Below are 23,236 nucleotides of genomic sequence, written 5' to 3'. Positions count from 1 at the left end.
CATGAAAGTTATTGTAAATATTTTTTTAAAAGAAGGTGTTTTAGATCCTCAAGGAAAAGCGATACAAAAAGCTTTACATTCTTTAAATTTTAATAATATAGACGATGTAAAAACAGCAAAACAAATTATTCTTGAACTCAATGAAAGCGATAAAATAAAAGCAAATGAAACTGTAAAAAAAATGTGCGAAGAACTTTTAGTTAACGATGTTATAGAAAATTATGAGATTGTTATATGAAAGTAGCTATTATAAGATTTCCTGGTACTAACTGTGACCTAGATACTCAATATGCTTTTAAAAAACTAGCTTCAAAAACGCAAATCATTTGGCACGAAGAAAAAGAGCTTGATGCAGATTTAGTCGTACTACCTGGCGGCTTTTCTTATGGAGATTATCTAAGATGTGGCGCAATTGCAAAATTTGCTCCCATTATACCAGCCATATTAGAACACGCAAAAAAAGGTGGTTATATCTTAGGAATTTGCAATGGTTTTCAAATTCTTTTAGAGTTAAAACTTTTAAAAGGAGCTTTAAAAGCAAATAATAGTCTTAATTTTATTTCAAAAAATCAAAAACTAAAAGTCGCTTCAAACCAAAATGCTTTATTAAATCATTTTAACAAAGATGAAATTATCACTTTACCTATTGCACATGGAGAAGGGAATTACTTTGCCTCTAATAAAGATTTAAAAGAGCTTGAAGATAAAGATTTAATTCTTTTAAAATATATAGATAATCCCAATGGATCATTATATGATATAGCAGGAATATGTGATGAAAATAAAAAAATTTTTGGTCTTATGCCTCATCCTGAAAGATTTTGTGAAAATATACTAGGAAGTGATATAGGGCTTAAAATGCTAAAAGGATTTATAATTTGACTTTCTTCTTAAAATATTTTTTTTTCGTTTCTTTTATAGTCATAAAACTCCTAGCACAAGATAATATAAATAATAACTTACAAATAGGATTTAAAAATCTTCCAAAAGAAGAACAAAAAATTTACGAAAATATCGCTCCTAGTGATGAAAGTGAAGACTATCAAAAAAATATCGAAGATCCTTTTATTCCGCAAAGTTCGCTTGTTTTAATAACTAGTAATTATGCAAATAAAATTTTTGTTGGAGAAGTTTTCCCTATAACAGTTTATGCCAAAACTACGGAAAATACTAATTTTGATTTTCATATTGAACTTATAAAAAACAATGATCTTTTATTTTTAAATCCTGATGCAAAATGGATAAAAAAAGACAATATTTATGAAACAACGCTATGGTTTGAAGCAAAAACTTCTAATGCAAATTTAGAACAAATTATTGTTAAACTAAGTCGCAATGATGTCTTTTTTCAAAAAGCCAATATTGCCCTAAATCCTATAAAATTTGAAAATACACCAAGTAGCAATAACTTTTCTCATCTAGTTGCCAGCTCACTTGAAATTAAAAAAGTCAAAACCAATCATTTTGACAATCAAAATGTTATTATGATCATGGAAATAAATGCTACCAATGCCAATCTTAAAAGTTTTTATTTAAAAGGGATAGAAAAACAAGGTGTTGAAAATTTAAGAGGAGACTTTAACTCTTCTAATGGATATTATTACGCAGTATTTCCTGCAAGTAAAAATATTTTTTCTTTTTCTTATTTTAACAAAGATGAAAAAAAGCTACAAAACTATAATTTAAAAATAAAAATTAGCGAAGATAGTATTAGTACACAAAGTGATTTAAATCCCACTAATAAAGATTTTAATACTTATAAACAATATGGGCTTTGGCTTATTACTCTTTTATTGGCAATCTTTTTTATTTTTAAAAAGAATTATATTATTTTAACCATTGCTTTAATTTGTTTTATTTCTGGATTTTTAGTAGACACTTCAACTCAAACAGGAATTTTAAAAGCCAAGGCTAAGGCTAAAATTTTACCTACTGAGTTATCAACATATTTTTATACTGCTAACACCAATGAAAAAGTTGAAATTTTAGGAGAAAGAAAACCCTATGTCAAAGTTTTATTTAAGGATGGAAAAATAGGATGGGTAAAAAATGAAGATCTTACAAAAAATTAGAGCTTTATATTTTTGGATTTTTTTTATCTTTAGTGTTAGTTTGGTTTTACTCTGTTTTTGTTTTATTTCATCTCAAAAAAAACTTTGGAAAATCCGTAAATTTTGGGCAAAAACTCAAAAATATATTATTCCTTATAAAATCGAATTAAAAGGCACATTTAACCAACAGGCTTCTATGATACTTATGAATCATCAAAGCACTTTAGATATTATTGCTTTAGAGGAACTTTATCCTAAAAATTTAGCTTGGATTGCAAAAAAAGAACTGGCTCAAATTCCTATATTTAAAATTGCAATGAAAAAGCCTAAATTTCTTTGTATAGATAGAAAAAATCCAAGAGATTTAATAAAAATACTAAAAGAAGCAGAGCAGAGATTAAGCGAAGATAGAGTATTAGCGATCTTTCCTGAGGGCACAAGATCAAGAACTCAAAAATTACTTAAATTTCAAAGTGGAGCTAAAATTTTAAGTGATAAATTAAATCTTAAAGTTCAACCTATTTTACTAGTAGATTCGGCCAAAATTTTAGATACTAAAAGCTTTAGTGCAAAAAGCGGGACACTCAAAATCATTTGTATGGATTTAGTTGATACAAGTGATGAAAAATGGCTTGAAAATACACGCAAGAAAATGCAAGAACTTCTTGATAAAGAAAGAAAAATATGTTAAATACAATTTTAATTGTAGGATTTGGTGGATTTTTAGGTGCTGTTTTTAGAATGGTTTTTGTAGATTTGATAAATAAATTTTTGCCTCATTCTATCAATCTTGGAACACTTTTTGTCAATATTTTAGGATCATTTTTTTTGGGAGTTTTGTATTCTTACTTGCAAAATAAGCATTTTTCACCCTTTTTAAATCATTTTATTAACGTTGGATTTTTAGGTGCTTTTACCACTTTTTCTAGTTTCTCATATCAAAGTTTATTACTTTTACAAAATGGATCTTATTTTTATTTTGTGCTTAATTTATTTTTTAGTATAAGCTTTTGCCTACTAGCTGTATGGATTGGTCTTTTAGTTTTTAAATAATATTTAAATTTATTAGAATGCAAAATTATTTAAAATAGTAAATTAAGTAAATAAAGATTAAAAAATAATAAAACAAATATCCTTATTTTAAATTAAATCAATCAGATTTTTAAAATTTTTCAAAATTTAAAATTTACTCTTAATTTTGATTTTTTTGCTAAAATAGCCCTTAAAAATTAATTAAGGAGAAAAGATATGCAATTTCAAACTGAAGTTAATCAGCTTTTACAACTTATGATACATTCTTTATACTCTAATAAAGAAATTTTTTTAAGAGAGTTGATTTCAAATGCAAGCGATGCTCTTGATAAACTAAATTTTTTAAGTGTTAGTGATGATGCATATAAAAACCTTCAATTTAAACCAAAAATAGAAATCAAACTTGATAAAGATAAAAAAACTTTGAGTATTAGCGACAATGGTATTGGTATGAATAAAGATGATTTAATCAATCATTTAGGAACCATAGCAAAAAGTGGAACAAAAAGCTTTTTAGAAAATTTAAGCGGAGATGCAAAAAAAGATTCTCAGCTCATTGGACAATTTGGTGTTGGATTCTACTCAGCTTTTATGGTGGCAGAAAAAATCGAAGTTTTAAGTAAAAAAGCCTTAGATGATAAAGCTTATCTTTGGATTTCTGATGCAAAAGGCTATGAAATAGAAGAAGCAAACAAACAAGAACAAGGCACCATCATAACGCTTTATTTAAAAGATGATGAATTTTTAAATTCATATAAAATTGAAAGTATAATTGAAAAATATTCTAATCATATTCAATTTCCAATCTTTATGGAAAAAGAAGAATATATTCCTGCTAAAGAAGGCGAAAATGAAGGAAAAACAGAACTAAAAATTTCTCAAATTAATAAAGCTAATGCTTTATGGAGACTATCAAAGGCTTCCTTAAAACAAGAAGATTATGAAAAATTTTATGAACAAAATTTCCACGACAATGAAAAGCCTTTGCTTTATCTTCATACAAAAAGTGAAGGAAAATTTGAATATAATTCTTTATTTTTTATTCCAAAAAATGCACCTTTTGATCTTTTTCGTGTTGATTATCAAAGTGGTTTAAAGCTTTATGTAAAAAGAGTATTTATCAGCGATAATGACAAAGAACTTTTGCCAACTTATTTAAGATTTATAAGAGGTATTATTGATGTTGAGGATCTTCCTTTAAATGTAAGCCGTGAAATTCTACAAGAAAACCAAATTTTAAAAGCAGTTAAAGAAGCTAGTGTTAAAAAAATTCTTAGCGAGTTATCCAAACTAAAAGAAAAAGATAAAGAAAAATATATAAATTTTTTCAAGACTTTTGGAAAAGTTTTAAAAGAAGGCTTATATGGTTTTGGCGATAATAAACAAAATTTATTAAAACTTATGATGTATAAAAGCACTAAAAGCGAAAATTTAAGAACCCTTGATGAATATAAAGAAAATATTAAAGCAGAACAAAAAGAAATTTATTATATTACAGGGAATAACGAAAGCTTACTTAAAAATTCTCCATTATTAGAAGAATATAGAAAAAAAGATATTGAAGTTTTATTAATGGATGATGAAATCGACTCCTTAGTTATGCCGATGCTTGATGAGTATGAGGGTCTTAAATTTATAGCAATTAATCAAGTAGAAAATAAAGAAGAAATTAGTGATGAAGATAAACAAAATTTTGCTTCTTTACTTGCCAAATTTAAAGAACTTCTAAAAGAAGAAGTAGATGATGTGCGTCTTACTTCAAGACTTAGCGATAGTCCAAGTTGTATAGTTTATGATAAAAATAAACCTGATTTTGCTATGCAACAAATTCTTAAACAAATGGGACAAGAACAAAATATTAAACCTATTTTAGAATTAAATCCAAAACATCAAATATTTGATAAATTAAAAGATAATGAAACCTTTACTCCAGATATTGCTACTTTGATCTTAAATATGGCAAAATTAAGCGAAGGAATGGGAGTAAATAAACCTGATGAATTCAATAAAGCCCTTAATAAAATTATTATAAAGGCTTTATCTTGATTACAAATATAGCTATCACAAAAGCCAAATTAAATGAATATCAAATTTTTGATGTCAGAACTCCTTTAGAATGGGAAGAAGGAGTTCTAGAAAATGCCGAACTTGTCTATCTTTATGATAATCAAGGATTTATTAACCCAAATTTTTCACAAGAAGTTAAAGAAAAACTTAACGGTAAACCTTTAGCTTTTGTTTGTCGCAGTGGGAACAGAAGTCAAATAGCGGCTCAGATTGTTCAAGATGAACTTGGGCTTTCTAGCACAAATCTTGAAGGTGGTATGATGGCATACTATAAGGAAAAATAAAATGGCCTTTTATTTGCTTATTGCCGCCTTATCTTTTTTAATGCTTTATTTTGCTGTTAAAAAATATACTTTAAAAATTGATGAAAAAACCTTATTAGAACCTATTAAAACTGATATTTATCCCAAATTTTGTGATTATATTGATGAAAAGATTAGAGAGCTAAAATATAAAGTGCAAAATAATGAATTAGAACTTTTAGATATGGATAAAAAAGATAACTTTTTAGAACATCTTGGGGATTTAAGCAGAGAACTTACCTTTATACAGACTATGAATTTAAGCAAAAAAAACGACGAGTTATGGCAGAATGAACTTTTTAATTTTTTAAAAAAATTAGAGCAAATTATTGAAGATTTTTTAAAAGATTCTCAAATGCTTAATGATCAATTAAGAATCGATTTAATGCAGAATTTCAAAATGCTAAAAGGGGAAGATTAAAAAGCCATCTCCCCTTTGATAAAATGATACTTTATTTTTCCATATAATTTATCTTGTGCATACAAAGAGTTAGAAGGAATTTCAAAAGAAGCATTTTCATCAAAAAGAATAAAATTAGCTTCCTTTCCAACTGCAATTTCTCCAGTATTTAAACCTAAAAATTCTGCAGGATGTAAACTTGTTAATTTGCAAAGTTCCTTCCACGATAACAAATCATTTTTAATAAAAAAGGTATAACAAAGACTAACAAATTCTTCTATACTATCTATCCCAAAAACAGCTTCATCAAAAGTTGTATCTTTTAAATGCTTTGTATAAGGACTATGAATAGAACTTAAAAAACTAATTTTTTGCTCCTTTAAAGCCTTTTTTAAAGAAATCAAATTTTCACTTGAACGCAAAGGAGGTATAAGTTTAGCTAAGGTATTAAAATCTCTACAGCTTGTATCATCTTTGATTAAATGATGAATGCTAAGAAGTGTTAAACTATCCTTACTTAACAAGGATAAAGATTTTTCAAGACTTAAAGTATCATAAAGAACTTTAACTTGATAAAATTTTTCAAGCTCTTTCACTTTAGCTACTTCACTTATTTCAGATATCTCGCTAATACCGCTTAATCCTAGCTCAAAATTAACTAAACCTTCATTCATTACCCCATTATCATAATTTTTTTCATAACACTGCATAAATATCGGTAAATTTTTCATTAAAGCGTATTGTATACTTATTTTTAAAATATTTGCATCCATCGCGCTATTAAGCTCTAAAGCACAAGCCCCTTTATCTATAAACATAGCAAGATTTCTTAATTTATTTTGAGAATCTAATACTTTAACACTAGGAAAAATATGTATTTTTCTTTGGGATAAATTTTGAAAATATAGCTCAAATCCTTGTTCATCGAAATTTGTACTATCGCGTAACACAATAGCACAAATTCCATTTTTTAAACATTGCTTTTCTAACGCATCTAAATGTTTTAAAGAAAACACATTATCTTTTAAAGTGATACAAAGATCAACAAAAGAAGGCAAAAGTGTTAGATTTTGCGCATCTATAATCTGATCATCATTTTTAATATTATCTTCAATTTCTACTATTTTACCTTTCTCAATCCTAATGTCCTTAAGAACTTCCCCATAAATCTTAGCATTTTTAATGATCATGATTTTTCCTTATTAAAAATTGTTTTGTTTAAGTAAGTTTTGCACAGACTCGTTTAATTTATTACCCTCTAAAATATTTACAAGTTCATTTACTATAGGAGTATAAATCTCCTTTTTTTGAGCTATTTTTTTAATAGCATACGATGTAGCTATACCTTCTGCCACTTCTTTGAGTTCAATTTGAATGTCTTTTAAACTTTTATTTTGCGCCAGCATAAATCCTACACGATAATTTCTTGAAAGACTACTTGAAGCAGTTAAAAATAAATCTCCTGCTCCACTAAGTCCTAAAAATGTTTCTTCTTTGGCTTCAAAAAATTTTCCAAAACGATGCATTTCAATAAGCCCTCTTGCAATTAAAGAGGCTCTGGCATTATTGCCAAGCTTTAAACCATCACAAATTCCGCTTGCAATAGCTAAAACATTTTTATAAGCACCACAAATTTCAGCACCCTTAACATCATTATCAATATAAGTTTTTATAAAATTTGGAAAAAACTGAGCAAATTCTTTGCAGATTATTTCATTATAACCATTAATCATCAAAGCACAAGGAAGTTTTTGCATAACTTCTGTAGCAAAAGAAGGACCACTTAAAACACAAAGTTGATCTTTACTAACAAATTCTAAGAAAATATCATCTAAAAATTTACAAGTAGAACTTTCTATACCCTTAGACGCAATTAAAATTTTTTGCCCTTCATTGATAAAATTATCTTTAAGCCAAGAAGAAATTCCTTGTGCGCTAAGAGCAAAAATAAGATATTTGCATTTTAAAGCTTCTTTAATGGATACAAAATTTGGTATATTTCTAAAAGTTAAAGAAGTTATATAACATTTATTATTTATGCTTAAAGCATGATATAAAGCACTCCCCCATTTACCTGCACCAATTACAGCAATACTCATTATCCAAGCTTTGATTTTAGAATTTCATTGACTTTTGCCGGATTAAAAGCACCTTTACCTTCTTTCATAACCTGTCCAACAAAAAAACCAAATAATTTATCTTTTCCATTTTTATATTCTTGAACCTTATCTTCATTGGCATTTAAAATTTGATCAATTACTTTTTCAATAACTCCATCATCACTAACTTGTTTAAGTCCTAGTTTTTCTATGCTCTCATCAATTTGCATTTTAGGATTTTCAAAAATGAAAGATAAAACTTCTTTAGCCGCTTTTGCACTAATAACACCTTCTTCAATTTTTGCAATAAGCTCACCAAGTTTTTTTGCATTTACTGGAGAATTTTCTATAGTGCAATCGCCCCTTAAAAGACCCATAAGTTCAGTATTTAACCAAGTTACACAAAGCTTTGGATTTAATTTATAAGAAAGAAGCTCTTCAAAAAAGCGACTTAACTCTAAAGAAGAAATCAAAATTTCAGCATCACTTTCTTTAATCCCAAATTCATTGATATAGCGTATCTTTTTTTCATCAGGTAATTCTGGAATTTTAACATTTAAAAATTCATCTGTTAATACAACCGGCAATAAATCAGGATCTGGAAAATAACGATATTCAGCAGCCACTTCTTTATTTCTCATGCTCTTTGTTATCAAATTTGTTGTATCAAACAACCTTGTTTCTTGTACTACTTCTTTTTCATATACTCCATCTTCCCAAGCTATACTTTGACGCTTAATCTCATACTCTATAGCTTTTTGTATGAAACGAAAAGAATTAAGATTTTTAATTTCAACTCTAGTATAAAGTTTAGTATCTCCTTTTGGACGTATGCTTACATTAGCATCGCAACGAAAACTTCCCTCTTGCATATTGGCATCAGAAATATCCAAAAATCTTATAATAGAATGAAGTTTTTTAAGATAAGCTACAGCTTCGTCACTACTTCTTAACTCTGGTTCGCTTACAATTTCTAAAAGGGGCGTTCCAGCACGATTTAAATCTATTTTGGAAAAAGAGCTCTCATGAATGTTTTTTCCAGCATCCTCTTCTAAATGCGCTCTAGTAATACCTATGCGTTTATTTTTCCCATTAATATTAATAAAAATTTCTCCATTTTCAACTATAGGAATATCAAATTGAGAAATTTGGTATCCCTTAGGGAGATCAGGATAAAAATAATTTTTTCTATTAAAAACACTTTTTTTATTAATCGTAGCATTAACAGCTTTTCCAAAAGAAATAGCTTTTTTCACCGCTTCCTCATTTAAAGTAGGCAAAGCACCGGGCAAAGCTAAACAAGTTGGGCAAACATTAATATTTGGTTTTTCCCCAAAAGAAGTGGCACAAGAGCAAAAAATTTTAGTCTTAGTATTTAATTGAGCATGAACTTCAAGTCCTATAACTACTTCAAACATTTATTTTCCTTAAAAATTTTGTATTCGATTGTATCATCTTTTATTTCAAAAAGACTTTAAAGAACAGTATACAAAATCAAATTTGACTATTTTTAATTTTTTGTTTTAATTCATAATTTTTTATTAAAAGAGTAAATATAAGATACAATAAAATTCCAAATAGAATGAAATTCCAAATAAAATAATTGTTTGAAAATAAAAAAAGTGTTCCAAAAAAGATAAAACCTAAAGAAACACCTTTTAAAAAATCAAAGAGATAAATCAATGACCTTCCTCGATTATAGTAGCTCCTGCTAAATAAACATAAGTTAAAATCATAAAAATAAAAGTCTGCAAAAATGCCATAAAAGTTAAAAGCACATAAGCTGGAAGAGGGGCAATATAAGGAACTAAAGCTAAAATAACCGCTAAAAATAAATCATCACCCTTTACATTACCAAATAAACGAAATGATAAAGAAATTACACGAGAAAGATGTGAAATAATTTCTATAGGAAACATCAAAGGAGCTAAAATTTTTATAGGCCCCATAAAATGAGAAAAATATTTTATAAAGCCTTGAGTCTTTATGCCTTCAAAGTGATAATATACAAAAACAATCAAGGCCAAAGAAAGAGTTAAATTTAAACTTGCTGTTGGCGCTTCAAAACCAGGAATTATTCCTATAATATTGCTTAAAAAAATAATCACACCTAAAGTAGCAACCAAAGGAAGATATTTTCTTGCAGCCTTTTCATTTCCTAAAGTGTCTTTACCCATAGTTAAAACACCTTCTAGATAAGCCTCAATTAAATTCTGCATTCCTCTTGGAACAAGTTGCATAGAAGAAGTTGCTAATTTAGTAATAATCATAGCAATAACAATTACTATACCTAAATGAAAAAAATAAGCAAAAGTATGACTTGAATCAAAAAAAGAGCTAAATAAAAATAAATCTTTCATATTTTCCTCAAACAATATTTTAAAAGGATTATTATATCTAAATCTTACTTATATTTTAATGAAATTACATCCATTCTAAAACTTGAGAAAGTTCTTTAGCAACAAAATATCTTAAGCCTATATCCTCTAAAGGTTTAGAAGGGATAATAGCATTTTTAAACTTTTGCATTTTAGCTTCTTTTAATCTAATATCAAGATGAAACACATCTCTAATTTCTCCATTTAAGCTAAGCTCTCCTATAAAAACACTATCTTTACTTAAAGGACGATTTTTAAAGCTTGAAATAATGGCAGCAACCACAGCTAAATCCGCAGCTGTTTCGCCAATCTTTACACCACCGCTTACATTAACAAAGACATCATAATGCCCTAGTGGTATTTCTAGTTTTCTTTCTAATAAAGCTAAAAGCATATCTAAACGATTTCTTTCATAACCTGTTGCACTTCTTTTTGGATAAGCACTCTCGCAAACAAGAGCTTGAATTTCTAAAACCAATGCTCTGCTTCCCTCCATTACTACACCTAAAGCACTTCCTGAAGTGGCCCTACCTCTAGTAAAAAAACGATTGGCCAAATTTTTGGCACTAATTAAACCCTTAGGACCCATTTCAAAAATTCCCACTTCGCTAATATTGCCAAAGCGATTTTTAAAACCTCTTAATAATCTTATTTCTTTTGTAGCATCACCTTCAAAATAAAGCACCACATCAACCATATGTTCAAGCACTCTAGGACCGGCAATTGCTCCATCTTTTGTAATATGGCCTATAATAAAAATGCTTATATTATAAGCTTTACTTAAACGCATTAATTCAAAAGTAATCTCTCTTACTTGAGTAATACTCCCTGCTGCTGAAGAAACCTTGTCAGAATACAAAGTTTGAATAGAATCTATAACCAAAACAGAATAATCTTTTTTATGCAATTCTTCTATGATATTTTCCAAACACAATTCTGTAAGTAAAAATAAATTTGACCCATTGGCCTCAAGTCTATTGGCACGTAGTTTAATTTGTGTTTTACTTTCTTCTGCGCTTACATAAAGTACTTTTTTGCCACTATTTGCCAAATTAGAAGCAATTTTAAGTAAAAGAGTAGATTTTCCAACCCCAGGACTTCCACCAATTAAAACTAAAGACCCCTCAACCAAACCTCCGCCTAAAACAAGATCAAGCTCATCATCTTGAGTGCTAATTCTACTAAATTTTTCTATTTCTACTTCATCAATACATATAGCTTCACTTGCTTTAGAATTTGCATGCTCTAGCTCTTTTAAAATCTTAATTTGTTCAGCTTTAAGTTCTATAAAACTATCCCAAGAACCGCATTCTGGGCACTTTCCAAGCCATTTTCTTTGTTGATTTCCACAAGATTGACATTCAAATAAAATTTTACTTTTAGCCATTTTTAACCTAAAAAATTTTTAAATATTATAATATTTTTGAAGTTAAAAAAGACTTTTTAAATTTCTTGATAAAAGAATTTGTTTTAAAGGAGCAATATTTTCTCTTATCCCTTGTTTTACAAGTTTAATATTGGCAATTAAAACTTGCATTAAAAAAATATGATCTTTAATCCATGTTAAATTTTTATCAAGCCACTCTTGTTCGTTTTTAGGATTTAACACATAAATCCTTGCTAAATTAAATTCAAATTGCATTAAAAAAGATCGTATAAATTCGTAAAGTACTGATTTACTATAATAGTCTATTCTCAATTTAAGAGAATCTAATTTTTTAATAATTTCTTGAATAACTACTTTATTAATAATATTTTTATCAAATATTTTTTTACTGTCTTCTTCGGTATCTTTTAAGTATTCATTTAATTCTTTTAGAAACTTATCACAATCGATATAAAGCTCATAAAGATTTTCATCTATATTTAATAAAAGTTCATTTTGTTTATCTGTATCTAAAATTTTAGGCTGTGTAAATTTTTTATCATTATCATTTAATAAATTAAGACAACATTCTAAAAAAGGTTTTTCTATAGTTCCTTCTATGCTTGCTCCACCTTCTGTGGCATTATAAAATTTACAATTTTTGGTATTTTTATATATAAAATTTTCTATAGAAAGCCTAAAGGCATTCCACATACAATGGGTCTTAACTTCTCCTTTTCCTCCATAAGCTAAAGCACTTTCTTGTTTTATACTGCTTTCATAATTTGACCCATACATATAATCCTTAGAATGAGAAGTTCCATCTTGAGAATAAGCTAAATCTTGACCTATAAAAATGATACTTTTATGTTCTAAAGTATAAGCAAGCTTTAAGGCATTTAAGGCAACTGTAGAACCTGAAGGAAAATTGCCAAAATCTTCAAGCATGCATTTTTTAACAAATAAAGAAGGATAAGGAATCAAGATGTAATTTCTTTTAGAATCTTCAAGATATTTTATAGCTTTTGGATGAGCTAAAGCTAATAGCACAAAAATAATTCCTTCATCGATATTTTTATAAGAATTTTTAAAAAGATCTGCCGTTTTTTCTGTTCTTTCAGACATTAAAACGTAATCAGGTTTAATGTCATATTTTGCAAGAATTGAATAAGCACTATCAGCACAAAATATCGTAGCTTTATTTTGATATTTTTTTAGAACAAGAAGTTGCTTATCTAAAGAAGGGCCAGTAGAGACGATAATGGCTGTTTTTGATTTTTTCTTGCGTGTTTGATATAAAGAATCAAGCGAAGGATTTAAAATCATTTTAGGACTATTAAAGATAAATTGAGTAAAACCTTGCAAAGCATCTTCTATATCATTGCCTTGATAAAGTATTGTCGTTTTAATAATCTGAGAAATTTTGTTATTAAGTTTGATAATCTTATCTTGAAAAATTTCATAATAAACACTATGCAAATGCAAAAAATAGACCCTTAAAAAATTAAAAAAAGGCGGAGTAGTAAAGATATTTTCCAGATCCTTTGATAGAACATCACTTTGTAAAATAATTAATTTATTATTTCTTAACTCTTCTCTAAAATCAATTAAATGAAAAATTTCATAAAGCAAAGAAATATCATCCTCAAATACAATAAGATGCTTTAAATGAGTGTTTTTAAGTAAAATTTTATATAAAATACCATTTCCAAAACCATAAAAATAAAGAACAGGATAAAACAAATATTGTGTTTGAAAAAGTTTTAATTTTTCCTCTAATTCCTTTTTTGCATCTTGATAAATACTTAATTTATTGTGAATATTGATTAAATTTAAAGAAAATAAATCCCCCCCCCCATTTGGCAAAATTTTAAAATTATTCGAAATAGTGGTAGTTAATTTTTTATAAAGAGAAGTATTTTTTAAAGAAGATACATTTTGAAAAAAAAGATCTTTTTGCTCTGCGCTATACATTTAAAAGACTTTAATTATAAATAGGATCTAAAAGCGTATCAAGATATTTATCAATGTCAAATTCATATAAGTCTTGCATACTCTCTCCTACACCAATATACAATATAGGAAGCTCAAGCTCTCTTGCTATACTAAACAATCCTCCACCTTTAGCTGTGCCATCAAGTTTTGTTATAATGACTCCATCAAGTTTTACAAATTCATTAAATGCTTTTGCTTGTAAAATACCAGCATTACCCTGAGTTCCATCTAAAACTAAAATTTTTCTATGAGGAGCTCCGCTAAATGCTTTATCGCAAATACGTATAATCTTTTCAAGCTCTAATGCTAAATTTTTTTGATTTTGAAGTCTTCCGGCTGTATCAATAATCACTCGATCAAAATCTTTAGCTTTAGCTTTGGAGATAGTATCAAAAGCAACAGCTGAAGGATCATGTCCTTGTGAACTTGCTACAATTTCTATATCTAATTTTTGAGCCCAAAGCTTAAGCTGTTCTATAGCTCCAGCTCTAAATGTATCACAGGCACCTAAAATAATTTTTTGATTTTGTTGTTTATATAAATATGCTAATTTTGCAATGCTTGTTGTTTTGCCTGCTCCATTTACCCCTAAAATGAGCTCTACAAATGGTTTACTATGAGATAATTCTTTTTGATCATATAAAAAATATGTTTTCATTACTCGTCTTAAATCTTCTTTTCTTACCTCATTAGAAGGAGGTAAATAATAAATGATTTCTTCCACTATCTCATAACTTACATCCGCTTCTAATAAAATTTCTTCTAAAAGATCTTTAGTAATTTTCTTATGCCCTGATTTAATTTGAGCAATATTTTCAAGAGTCTTTTTTAATCCTTTTTTTAAAAAATCAAACATTAATCTATAGCCTTTTGTATATCAATTTCTAACATTTCTATAGGAATGAGACCTAAATATTGTCTTATAAGATTATTATTTTTATCAAATAAAAATAAAGTCGGCATTCCATTTATACCTCCTAAACTTTTAGCAAAAAGATAATTATTATCTCCTATGGCAACATCAAATTTTATTTTATTTTTTTGCATAAAAGCTTCTATATTTTGCCTATCTTGCTCTTCAATTAAAATACCTATAATTTGTAAATTTTGTTTATATTTTTCTTCAAACCTATTAAGATCTAAAATTTGAGCAATGCAAGGTTTACACCAAGTTGTAAAAAACATAAATAAACTAATTTTGTTATTGTTATTAAAAGTAATTTTATCATTTTGAGTTTTAATTGATAACGAATTCCCATTTAACATTGTTAAAGCAAAAGAATTTTTTGTATTTTCAATTTTGTTTGATGATATATTCTTTTGTGTTAGCCCTTGCTCATCTTTCTCTTTTGAATTTTTATCACAAGCTGTAAAAAATAAAGAAAAAATTACAAAAAGAAAGAAAATTTTTTTAAAAGTCATTAAATTTTTCCTTATTGAGTTAAGAATAAAAGATAAAATTATAACATAAATTAATACTCTAGGTAAATTATATGTTAAAAAATAATTTAAGAAAAAAATCAAAAAAAATTTTAAAAGAATATTTAAAATTTAAATTCAAAAAAGATTTTCAAGTTTTTAAAGAATGTCTAAAAATAATTAAAAAAAATAAAGCAAAAAGAATATTGCTCTTTATTCCCTTAAAATCTGAACCTAATTTATTTAAATTTAGAAGATTATTAAATAAAAATTGTGAACTTTTTGTTCCATTTATGCAAGATAAAAGTTTGAAAATAGTAAAATTGAGATTACCTTTAAAAAAGAAAAATTTTGGAGTATTTGAACCAAATAATTCTTTTTTAAAAGTAAAAAAAATTGATCTAGCTATTATCCCTGTTGTAGCTGTAGATAAAAATTTAAAAAGAATTGGATATGGAAAAGGTTTTTATGATAGATTTTTTTATGATCTAGGATATAAACCTTTAACTATTTTTGTTCAAAGTATTAATATGCTTGATAATAATAATATCACTGATTTTTATGATATTAAAGGAGATTTTTATATAAATCCTTATAAAAAATACTATAGGAAAGAAATTATAAATGATAACAATAATTGTAGTTTTTACAACCTTAATAGGACTTGGATTAGGATATTTAGTTGCTAAAAAAATAAATGAAGCCAAACACGAAATTTTTATAGAACAAGCAAAAGCAAAAGCAAAAGCTATTGAATATGAAGCTGAGCTTATATTAAAAGATGCCAAAAATTCTATACTAAATGCTGAATTAGAAATCAAAAAAAAATATGAAGATAAAGCTCATAAATTACAACAAGAATTACAATGTAAGTTTGAAGAAATTCACAAAAAAGAACAGCAAATTAAATTAGAAGCTGAAAAAATAAAAAAAGATGAAGAAGAATTAAATAAAAATCAAAAAATTATAGAAGAACTTCATCATGATAGCATAAGATTAAAAAACCAATATCAACATAAAATCGATGAAGTGATTAATATTTTAGAAAATTCATCTGGCCTTACAAAAGATGAAGCTAAAAAAATTATTTTAGAAAAAGTTGAAGAAAAATCACGCAACGAAATAGCTCATATAGTAAGAAAATATGAAGAAGAGGCTAAAAATGAAGCTAAAAGAAAAGCAAATTACATCATAGCCCAAGCCACTTCACGTTTTGCTGGAGAATTTGCTGCAGAAAGGCTTATTAATGTAGTCAATATTAAAAATGATGAACTTAAAGGGCGCATTATAGGCAAAGAAGGACGCAATGTTAAAAGCTTAGAAATGGTTTTAGGTGTTGATATTATTATAGATGATACCCCAGGTGCTATTATAATTAGTTGTTTTAATCTTTATCGTCGTGCCATTGCTACAAAAGTCATAGAGCTTTTGGTTGAGGATGGGAGAATTCAACCAGCTCGTATTGAAGAAATTCATGAAAAAGTTTGTAAAGAATTTGAAAATTCCATTTTAGAAGAAGGACAAATCATAGCTATGGATTTAGGTCTTGATAAACTTCACCCTGAAATCATAAAACTCATTGGTAAGTTAAAATATCGCGCTAGTTATGGTCAAAATGCCCTAGCACATTCTTTAGAAGTTGCACATCTTGCAGGAATTATTGCAGCTGAGTGTGGTGGAGACGAAAAACTAGCCAAACGTGCAGGAATTTTACACGATATAGGAAAAGCACTTACGCATGATTTTGAAGGATCTCATGTTGATTTGGGAGCTGAACTTTGTAAACGCTACAAAGAGCATCCTGTTGTAATTAATGCCATTTATGCACATCATGGTCACGAAGAAGCCACGAGTATAGAAGCGGCTGCAGTTTGTACTGCTGATACTTTAAGTGCTGCAAGACCTGGTGCAAGAAGAGAAGTTTTAGAGGCCTTTTTAAAAAGAGTAAGGGAACTTGAAGAAATAGCAAAAAACAAAGAAGGAATTAAAAATGCCTATGCTATCAATGCAGGAAGAGAAATTAGGGTTATAGCTAATGCAAAATTAATTAACGATGATCAAGCTGTACTTTTAGCTAAAGAAATTGCTAATGAAATTAAAGACAAACTCCAATATCCTGGCGAAATCAAAGTCAATGTTATACGCGAACTAAGAGCAATTGAATATGCGAGGTAAGATTTATGCAAGATATGATTGATACTTTACTTCGTTATGGTTATATTGTTTTATTCTTTTATTCTTTAGGTGGCGGAATGGTAGGAATTCTTGCCGCTGGAGTTTTGTGTTCTCAAGGAAAGTTAGATTTGTATTTATGTATAAGCATTGCCTTCGTTGCCAATGCAATTGGCTCTACTTTGCTTTTTGTTTTAGGAAAGTATTACAAAAAAGATATTTTACCTTATTTTAAAAAGCATAAACGAAAATTAGCTTTAGCTATCATTAAAGTGAAACAATACGGGATATTTTTACTTTTTATACAAAAGTATATCTATGGAATTAAAACTTTTATTCCTATAGCAGCAGGAATTGCAAAATATAGTTTTGTGAAATTTCTTATAATCAATACAATTTCAAGTTTTATTTGGGCATTATTGCTTGGATTTTTAGCTTATCTCTTTGGACAAAGCATCACCTTTATCTTTAATAATCTTAGTAATTACCCTTATCTAGCACCTTTATTTTTACTTTGTTTAGTTGCAGCAATTTGGTTTTATCTTCATAGTTTTTCTAAGAAATAATGTTTTTTTATAATTCTTTATTACAAAAAAATAAAGAATTATTTATTGTATTTTTTATTTTTATTAGTATTTTTATATTTAATATTTTATTAGAATATAAAAATTATTTAAATTTTAAAGAAAACAAACACCCATCAATTCAAGCTACAATTATTCAAATTTATCAAAAAAAGAATAAAAAAAATAAAAATTATTTTGTTCTAAAATTAAAAAATAAAAATTTTACATTTTATACCACAAGTTTTAAAGATTTAAATCTTAGCAAAAATGAAAATATAGAGCTTAGAATAATTACAACAAATCTTAATTTTAAAGATTATCTGTCAAAAAATTTTTATGCACCAAGCTATAATATAAAAAGTTTAGGATTTAGTAAAAATCCTAAAATTATTGATTATTTTTTAAATCAACATGAAAACGAAAAAATTAAAGAATTATATGGAGCTTTATTTTTTGCTCTGCCCATATCTTTAGAACTAAGAACGGATATTAATTATTACGGTATTGCCCATTTAATAGCAATTAGTGGTTATCATATAGGACTTATATTTTCTTTTTTATTCTTTTTATTGAGTCCTATTTATAGCTTTTTTCAAAAAAAATATTTTCCTTATAGAAATTTAAAATTCGATTTAAGTATAGTAATTTTTACTTTTTTAATCATTTATGCTTATTTAATAGGTTTTGTCCCCTCTTATATACGCTCTTTGATTATGCTTTTATGGGGATTTTATTTAATTAGTAAAAATATCAAACTTATTAGTTTTGTAAATTTATTTCTTAGTGTATGTATTTGTATAGCTTTATTTCCTAAACTTTTATTTAGTGTTGGATTTTTATTTTCTATTCTTGGAGTTTTTTATATTTTTTTATACCTGCATCATTTTTCAAAATATTTCAAACCTTTTATAAATATTTTATTGCTTAATGTATGGACATTTTTTGCTATGATTTTGCCAGTGATATACTTCTTTCCACTCCTTTCTTATCAGCAAATTTTGGCCATTTTTATTAGCATTATTTTTGCAATCTTTTATCCTTTGGTTTTATTTTTGCATTTTATCAACGAAGGAGGATTATTAGATGATTATTTAATCTTATTTTTTAATTTTAAACTTTATGCTATTAATTTTAAAATTCCATTTTTCATTTTTTTAGCTTATATTTTACTTTCTTTACTCAGTATGCGTTTTAAAATACTAGCGCTTTTTTGTATTTCTCTTAACTTTTTGCCCTTCATTTTCATTTAGGTTATAACAGATTTTTATCCCAAAAAGATAAATTATCCAAGAAATATAAATCCAGATAAAGAAAAATAAAATAGCAGAAAAAGATCCATAAACACTCTGATAGGTCTTGCTATAAATCACATAATAAACAAATAAATTTTTAATAACATACCAAATCATAGAGGTCAAAAAGGAAACTATGCTTAGAATTTTAGTTCTTACATTATGCAAAGAACTTGAAAAAGCAATAAAAAACAAAGTCCAAATAATAATAAAAGGCAAAAATTCAAAAAAATTAAATCCTATTTTCCACTTATCTAAAAATCCTTGTATATAACCTGATATATAAAAACTAAAACCTAGACCTAGAGGTATTAAAGTAAGTAAAGTCCAATAAGAACTTATACTTTGCCAAAGACCTTTTGGTTCATTTTTGGTAATACGATTAATTACAAAATCATATCCAGAAAAAAAAGCCAAAGAAGTAAAAATCATTGCCACAAAACCAAATATCCCTAAATTTACACTATTTTTTAAAAAAGTATCCAAATAAGAAAAAACTATATCTTGCTGAGCTGGGATTAAAAAAGCAAAAATAACTTGTTTAGCCTTTTCATAATAAGTATTAAAACTAGAAATTCGAGTAAAAACTGAAAAACAAATAAACAAAATAGGTATTAAAGATAAAATCGTATAAAAACTCAAAGCCGCTGAATAATTTAATACTTCTTTATCTCTAAGTGCAAATAAAATTTTGAAAATTCTACTGAACATTTTTAAATTCCCATTTTAAAAGGATTTAGTATATTATTTGGATCAAAAGCTTTTTTAATATTTCTCATCAAATTCATTTCAGCCTCACTAAAAGCAAGTTGCATAAAAGCTGCTTTAGAAATTCCTATACCATGCTCCCCGCTTAATGTTCCATCTAATTCAATAGCAAGTTTAAAAATTTCTTCTATAGCTTTATACCCTTGTTCAATTTGATATGAATCATTTTTTTCAAGCATAACATTAACATGCACATTACCATCTCCAATATGACCAAAACAAGGAATTTTAAAATTATATTTTAAAGAAATTTTTCTTATTCCTTCTAAAAGTTCAGCAAGCTTTGATCTAGGCACTGTTATATCTTCATTAAGCTTTAAACTTCCATATATAGTAACAGCTTGAGAACAATTTCTTCTTGCAAACCAAATATCAGAAGCTTCTTTTTCATTATTTGCTATCTTAAAGTCTTTTGCTCCCATCTGCAAAAAGAAATCTCTCATATAATTAATATTTTTAAGCAAATTTTCTTCTTCATTATCATCCATTTCTATGATCAAGGCTGTATTAGCAGTCAAATAACTAAGTTTAAATTTTTGTTTTAATGCTTCTATAGTTAAAAGATCTAAAAATTCTATACAAACAGGATTTAAACCTTTTGATAAAGCTTTACATACAGAATCAATAGCTTGTTTTATATCATCAAAAAGTGCAATAGCCGTTTTGTTAAATTTAGGCAAAGGAAGCAATTTTAAAGTAATCTCGCTTAATACCGCTAAAGTTCCCTCACTCGCAATTAAGGTTCCAACTAAATTATATCCTGCTACATCTTTGATCGTTCTTTTTCCTGCTCTTATAACTTCACCATTTGGCAAAACCGCTCTTAAGGCCATTACATAATCTTTTGTTGTTCCATATTTAACAGCTCTCATTCCACCTGCATTTTCGCTCACATTTCCACCCAAAGAACAAAAATGCATACTAGCAGGATCGGGCGGATAAAAAAGACCATGCTTTTGCGCTTCTTCTTGTAAATTAAAATTAATAACTCCAGGTTCCACAACAGCGACTAAATTTTCAAGATCAATTTCTAAAATTTTATTCATATGTTTTTCAAAAGATAAAACTATCCCCCCATTAACCGCTAAAGCTCCCCCGCTAAAACCAGTTCCAGCCCCCCTTGGAACTACAATAATATGATTTTCATTGCAAAATCTTAAAATTTGAACAATATCATTTTCATTTCTTGGAAAAAGCACTCCATCTGGAAAGTAATGTTTTTTTGTTGCATCATAACTATAAACTCTTTGATGCAAAACATCAAAACAAGCATTATCATTTCCTAAAAGTTCTTTAAAATATTGTTTAAATTCTTGCTTCATTGATTTATTTATAAATCCCTAATAAAGCTTTATAATACCCATAAAAATTTGTTATATCTTGATCAGAGGTTAAAAAACCTAAGAATTTATTTTTATAACTCCCCACTCTAGAATAAAAAGGTGTTTGAATTTTTGTAGCTTTTGAAATAGAATTTTCAGCTAAAATATTAAAATCTTGACAATCCACAAAAACAGCCTTTTGATCAAGAGCAAAAATTAAAATTCCCACAGCATTATTAGAACAAAATTTTCTAAAATCAGATCTTTTAGGACTGCTTACAGAGTCTCTAATCAATTGTGCTCCAAAAATATCTATATGAGTAAAATAAATTTGAGGAAAACTTTGCTCAATCTCATTATAAATACTTTCATTAGGCGCTATGATTAAAGCTCTATTATAAAGAAAATTTAAAATAACCTCATCATTTACCTCTGGCAAAATATTTGGCAAAGGAAGAGCCTTTTGTTCTAAAGAATCAAAAACTTTAAATTCTAATTTAGCTAAACCATTTTCTTTAGAAATCACACTTGCTCTAGCAACTATACTTTTAGAATCTGCAAAATTATGCATTACAATACCTGATGAGTAAAGCGAAATTTCTGAACTATCTTTAACATATCCATAGTTCCCATCAACTTTTATAAGATTTGTTTTTACAGGATTTAAATTAAAATCTGCATAAAGGTTCGCAAAAAATAACATCATTATAACAATTCTTAACAAAATCATACTCCTTTAACATATTTATAATCATTTTTCATTAAGTAATTGTAAGAAAAATAAAGTAAAATATAGCTTTTAATTTATAATTATTGTTTAATTTTTAAGGTTTTTAATGAAAAAAATTTTATTTTTATTTTTTACTATCATTCAAGCATTTGCTGCTGTAAGTATGGAGGAATTAACTTGGGAAAATGGCGATACTTTACTTAAATTCCTACAAAGAAATTCAATCCCTATGTCTTTATATTACAACCTAGATAAAGAAGATCAAGAACTAGCTTCAGAAATTGCTTATAAAACAAAATATCAAATTTTAAAAGATGATAATAACAATATAGAACAAATTTTAATTCCAATTAGTGACGACTTACAAATTCATATTTATAAAGATCTCAATAAACAATATGTTCTAAATTTTACCCCAATATTATATAACAAAGAAAATAGAATTTTACGTATAAATGTAAAAACATCAGCTTATCAAGATGTATATGAAGAAAGTAAAAGTGCAACTTTGGCAAGAGCCATGGTAAGAGCTTTCAGAGGAAGCATTAATTTTCGCAATATCCAAAAAGGCGATGAAATCATTTTATATTATGAACAAAAAAGAAGAATGGGAAAGCTTTTTGGTGATATTATAATCAAAATGGCTCGTATAGAAATCAATAAAAACTCTCAAGAAATATTTTATTTTAATGAAAATTATTATGACAAAAATGGCAAAGAAGTTGAATCTTTCTTACTAGATAAACCTGTTAATTATTTAAGAATTTCATCTAAATTTAGCACAGCAAGATATCATCCTGTATTAAAAAGATATCGTGCCCATCTAGGAATTGATTATGCAGCACCTACAGGAACTCCAGTTAAAAGTGCTGGCAATGGAACAATTATCTTTGTTGGAACACAAAATGGCTACGGTAATGTTGTTAAAGTACAACACGCATCAGGATATACGACCTTATATGCACATCTTAGTCGTTTTGCAAAAATTAAAAAAGGACAAAAGGTTAAACAAGGACAAGTTATTGCTTATGTAGGTTCTACGGGTATGAGTACAGGTCCTCATTTACACTTTGGAGTTTATTTAAACAACAAAGCTATTAATCCAAACTCTGTTATTAAAATTGCTAAAACTCAACTAAATAAAAAAGATTTAGACGAATTTAAAAAAGTAGTTAATGCTCATGAAAAGAAAATAAACTTATTTATCCAAGATAATAAAGAAAATCCACCAAAAGAAGAAGATTTTGAAAACTATATTGAACTTGATTCAATATAGT

Annotated in this window: 24 protein-coding genes; 13 read left to right on the top strand and 11 right to left on the bottom strand. The window is 27.1% G+C overall.

Annotated features, from left to right (window positions below; translation table 11 throughout):
- Position 1: 1 nt before the first annotated feature.
- The 8 genes from purS (at position 2) to DU473_RS06385 (ending at position 5,873) form a co-directional block, all read left to right on the top strand.
- A complete protein-coding gene (gene purS, locus DU473_RS06420; protein ID WP_131186764.1) occupies positions 2-238 on the top strand; it encodes a phosphoribosylformylglycinamidine synthase subunit PurS in 237 nt (78 codons plus the stop codon).
- Positions 235-882: a phosphoribosylformylglycinamidine synthase subunit PurQ gene (gene purQ, locus DU473_RS06415; RefSeq protein ID WP_131186763.1), complete on the top strand. Its 648-nt coding sequence runs from the start codon at positions 235-237 to the stop codon at positions 880-882. Before purS ends, purQ begins: the two co-directional genes overlap by 4 nt.
- On the top strand, positions 879-2,072 hold the full coding sequence (locus DU473_RS06410; protein WP_424944985.1) for an SH3 domain-containing protein: 1,194 nt from the start codon (positions 879-881) through the stop codon (positions 2,070-2,072). Before purQ ends, DU473_RS06410 begins: the two co-directional genes overlap by 4 nt.
- The gene (locus tag DU473_RS06405; protein ID WP_131166192.1) at positions 2,050-2,742 is read left to right on the top strand and encodes a lysophospholipid acyltransferase family protein; all 693 of its coding nucleotides are present in this window, start codon (positions 2,050-2,052) and stop codon (positions 2,740-2,742) included. The genes DU473_RS06410 and DU473_RS06405 overlap by 23 nt, the downstream gene beginning before the upstream one ends.
- Positions 2,736-3,104 (top strand): fluoride efflux transporter CrcB, encoded by a 369-nt coding sequence (gene crcB, locus DU473_RS06400; RefSeq protein WP_131163491.1) that lies wholly within the window; start codon positions 2,736-2,738, stop codon positions 3,102-3,104. Before DU473_RS06405 ends, crcB begins: the two co-directional genes overlap by 7 nt.
- 195 nt (positions 3,105-3,299) lie before the next feature.
- Positions 3,300-5,129, top strand: coding sequence for a molecular chaperone HtpG (gene htpG, locus DU473_RS06395; protein ID WP_131163490.1), 1,830 nt, complete (start codon positions 3,300-3,302; stop codon positions 5,127-5,129).
- Positions 5,126-5,434 (top strand): rhodanese-like domain-containing protein, encoded by a 309-nt coding sequence (locus DU473_RS06390; protein ID WP_131163489.1) that lies wholly within the window; start codon positions 5,126-5,128, stop codon positions 5,432-5,434. Before htpG ends, DU473_RS06390 begins: the two co-directional genes overlap by 4 nt.
- Position 5,435: 1 nt before the next feature.
- The gene (locus DU473_RS06385; RefSeq protein WP_131163488.1) at positions 5,436-5,873 is read left to right on the top strand and encodes a hypothetical protein; all 438 of its coding nucleotides are present in this window, start codon (positions 5,436-5,438) and stop codon (positions 5,871-5,873) included.
- Here DU473_RS06385 and DU473_RS06380 read toward each other — a convergent pair.
- The 8 genes from DU473_RS06380 to DU473_RS06345 form a co-directional block, all read right to left on the bottom strand.
- Complete coding sequence (locus DU473_RS06380) at positions 5,870-7,042, bottom strand: amidohydrolase family protein (RefSeq protein WP_131163487.1); 1,173 nt, start codon at positions 7,040-7,042, stop codon at positions 5,870-5,872. The genes DU473_RS06385 and DU473_RS06380 overlap by 4 nt on opposite strands.
- Positions 7,043-7,054: 12 nt before the next feature.
- The gene (locus DU473_RS06375; protein ID WP_131186762.1) at positions 7,055-7,951 is read right to left on the bottom strand and encodes an NAD(P)H-dependent glycerol-3-phosphate dehydrogenase; all 897 of its coding nucleotides are present in this window, start codon (positions 7,949-7,951) and stop codon (positions 7,055-7,057) included.
- Positions 7,951-9,369 carry an Asp-tRNA(Asn)/Glu-tRNA(Gln) amidotransferase subunit GatB gene (gene gatB / locus DU473_RS06370; protein ID WP_131186761.1) on the bottom strand — a complete coding sequence of 473 codons (1,419 nt, stop codon included), beginning with the start codon at positions 9,367-9,369 and terminating at the stop codon, positions 7,951-7,953. Before gatB ends, DU473_RS06375 begins: the two co-directional genes overlap by 1 nt.
- 261 nt (positions 9,370-9,630) lie before the next feature.
- Entirely contained in the window at positions 9,631-10,311 is a 681-nt protein-coding gene (locus DU473_RS06365) for a F0F1 ATP synthase subunit A (RefSeq protein WP_131186760.1), read from the bottom strand.
- A 64-nt stretch (positions 10,312-10,375) separates the two neighbouring features.
- The gene (gene radA / locus DU473_RS06360) at positions 10,376-11,716 is read right to left on the bottom strand and encodes a DNA repair protein RadA (protein WP_131166200.1); all 1,341 of its coding nucleotides are present in this window, start codon (positions 11,714-11,716) and stop codon (positions 10,376-10,378) included.
- A 42-nt stretch (positions 11,717-11,758) separates the two neighbouring features.
- Complete coding sequence (locus DU473_RS06355; RefSeq protein WP_131186759.1) at positions 11,759-13,669, bottom strand: motility associated factor glycosyltransferase family protein; 1,911 nt, start codon at positions 13,667-13,669, stop codon at positions 11,759-11,761.
- Positions 13,670-13,679: 10 nt separating this feature from the next.
- On the bottom strand, positions 13,680-14,546 hold the full coding sequence (gene ftsY, locus DU473_RS06350; RefSeq protein ID WP_131166202.1) for a signal recognition particle-docking protein FtsY: 867 nt from the start codon (positions 14,544-14,546) through the stop codon (positions 13,680-13,682).
- Positions 14,546-15,112 carry a TlpA family protein disulfide reductase gene (locus DU473_RS06345; RefSeq protein ID WP_131163480.1) on the bottom strand — a complete coding sequence of 189 codons (567 nt, stop codon included), beginning with the start codon at positions 15,110-15,112 and terminating at the stop codon, positions 14,546-14,548. The genes ftsY and DU473_RS06345 overlap by 1 nt, the downstream gene beginning before the upstream one ends.
- A gap of 71 nt (positions 15,113-15,183) precedes the next feature.
- On the opposite strand from DU473_RS06345, the gene DU473_RS06340 reads away from it, so the two are divergent.
- Genes DU473_RS06340 through DU473_RS06325 form a run of 4 tightly spaced genes read left to right on the top strand, consistent with a single transcriptional unit; the run spans position 15,184 to position 19,097 of the window.
- Positions 15,184-15,798 (top strand): 5-formyltetrahydrofolate cyclo-ligase, encoded by a 615-nt coding sequence (locus DU473_RS06340; RefSeq protein WP_131163479.1) that lies wholly within the window; start codon positions 15,184-15,186, stop codon positions 15,796-15,798.
- The gene (gene rny / locus DU473_RS06335; protein WP_131186758.1) at positions 15,734-17,284 is read left to right on the top strand and encodes a ribonuclease Y; all 1,551 of its coding nucleotides are present in this window, start codon (positions 15,734-15,736) and stop codon (positions 17,282-17,284) included. Before DU473_RS06340 ends, rny begins: the two co-directional genes overlap by 65 nt.
- 5 nt (positions 17,285-17,289) lie before the next feature.
- Positions 17,290-17,847: a DedA family protein gene (locus DU473_RS06330; RefSeq protein ID WP_131163477.1), complete on the top strand. Its 558-nt coding sequence runs from the start codon at positions 17,290-17,292 to the stop codon at positions 17,845-17,847.
- Positions 17,847-19,097 (top strand): ComEC/Rec2 family competence protein, encoded by a 1,251-nt coding sequence (locus DU473_RS06325; RefSeq protein WP_131186757.1) that lies wholly within the window; start codon positions 17,847-17,849, stop codon positions 19,095-19,097. Before DU473_RS06330 ends, DU473_RS06325 begins: the two co-directional genes overlap by 1 nt.
- Here the strand turns inward: DU473_RS06325 and DU473_RS06320 are convergent.
- Genes DU473_RS06320 through DU473_RS06310 form a run of 3 tightly spaced genes read right to left on the bottom strand, consistent with a single transcriptional unit; the run spans position 19,047 to position 21,959 of the window.
- Positions 19,047-19,850, bottom strand: coding sequence for a YhjD/YihY/BrkB family envelope integrity protein (locus DU473_RS06320; RefSeq protein WP_131163475.1), 804 nt, complete (start codon positions 19,848-19,850; stop codon positions 19,047-19,049). The two genes, DU473_RS06325 and DU473_RS06320, sit on opposite strands and share 51 nt — an antisense overlap.
- 2 nt (positions 19,851-19,852) lie before the next feature.
- Positions 19,853-21,229: an FAD-linked oxidase C-terminal domain-containing protein gene (locus DU473_RS06315; protein WP_131186756.1), complete on the bottom strand. Its 1,377-nt coding sequence runs from the start codon at positions 21,227-21,229 to the stop codon at positions 19,853-19,855.
- A gap of 4 nt (positions 21,230-21,233) precedes the next feature.
- On the bottom strand, positions 21,234-21,959 hold the full coding sequence (locus DU473_RS06310) for a plasminogen-binding N-terminal domain-containing protein (protein ID WP_424944999.1): 726 nt from the start codon (positions 21,957-21,959) through the stop codon (positions 21,234-21,236).
- A 106-nt stretch (positions 21,960-22,065) separates the two neighbouring features.
- Here DU473_RS06310 and pgp5 point away from each other — a divergent pair, with 106 nt between their 5' ends.
- On the top strand, positions 22,066-23,235 hold the full coding sequence (gene pgp5, locus DU473_RS06305) for a peptidoglycan metallopeptidase Pgp5 (protein WP_131186755.1): 1,170 nt from the start codon (positions 22,066-22,068) through the stop codon (positions 23,233-23,235).
- Position 23,236: the final 1 nt, after the last annotated feature.

The sequence above is a fragment of the Campylobacter novaezeelandiae genome, from assembly GCF_004323845.1.
GTDB classification, from domain to species: domain Bacteria; phylum Campylobacterota; class Campylobacteria; order Campylobacterales; family Campylobacteraceae; genus Campylobacter_D; species Campylobacter_D novaezeelandiae.
This window is presented reverse-complemented; position numbering and strand designations above follow the sequence as displayed.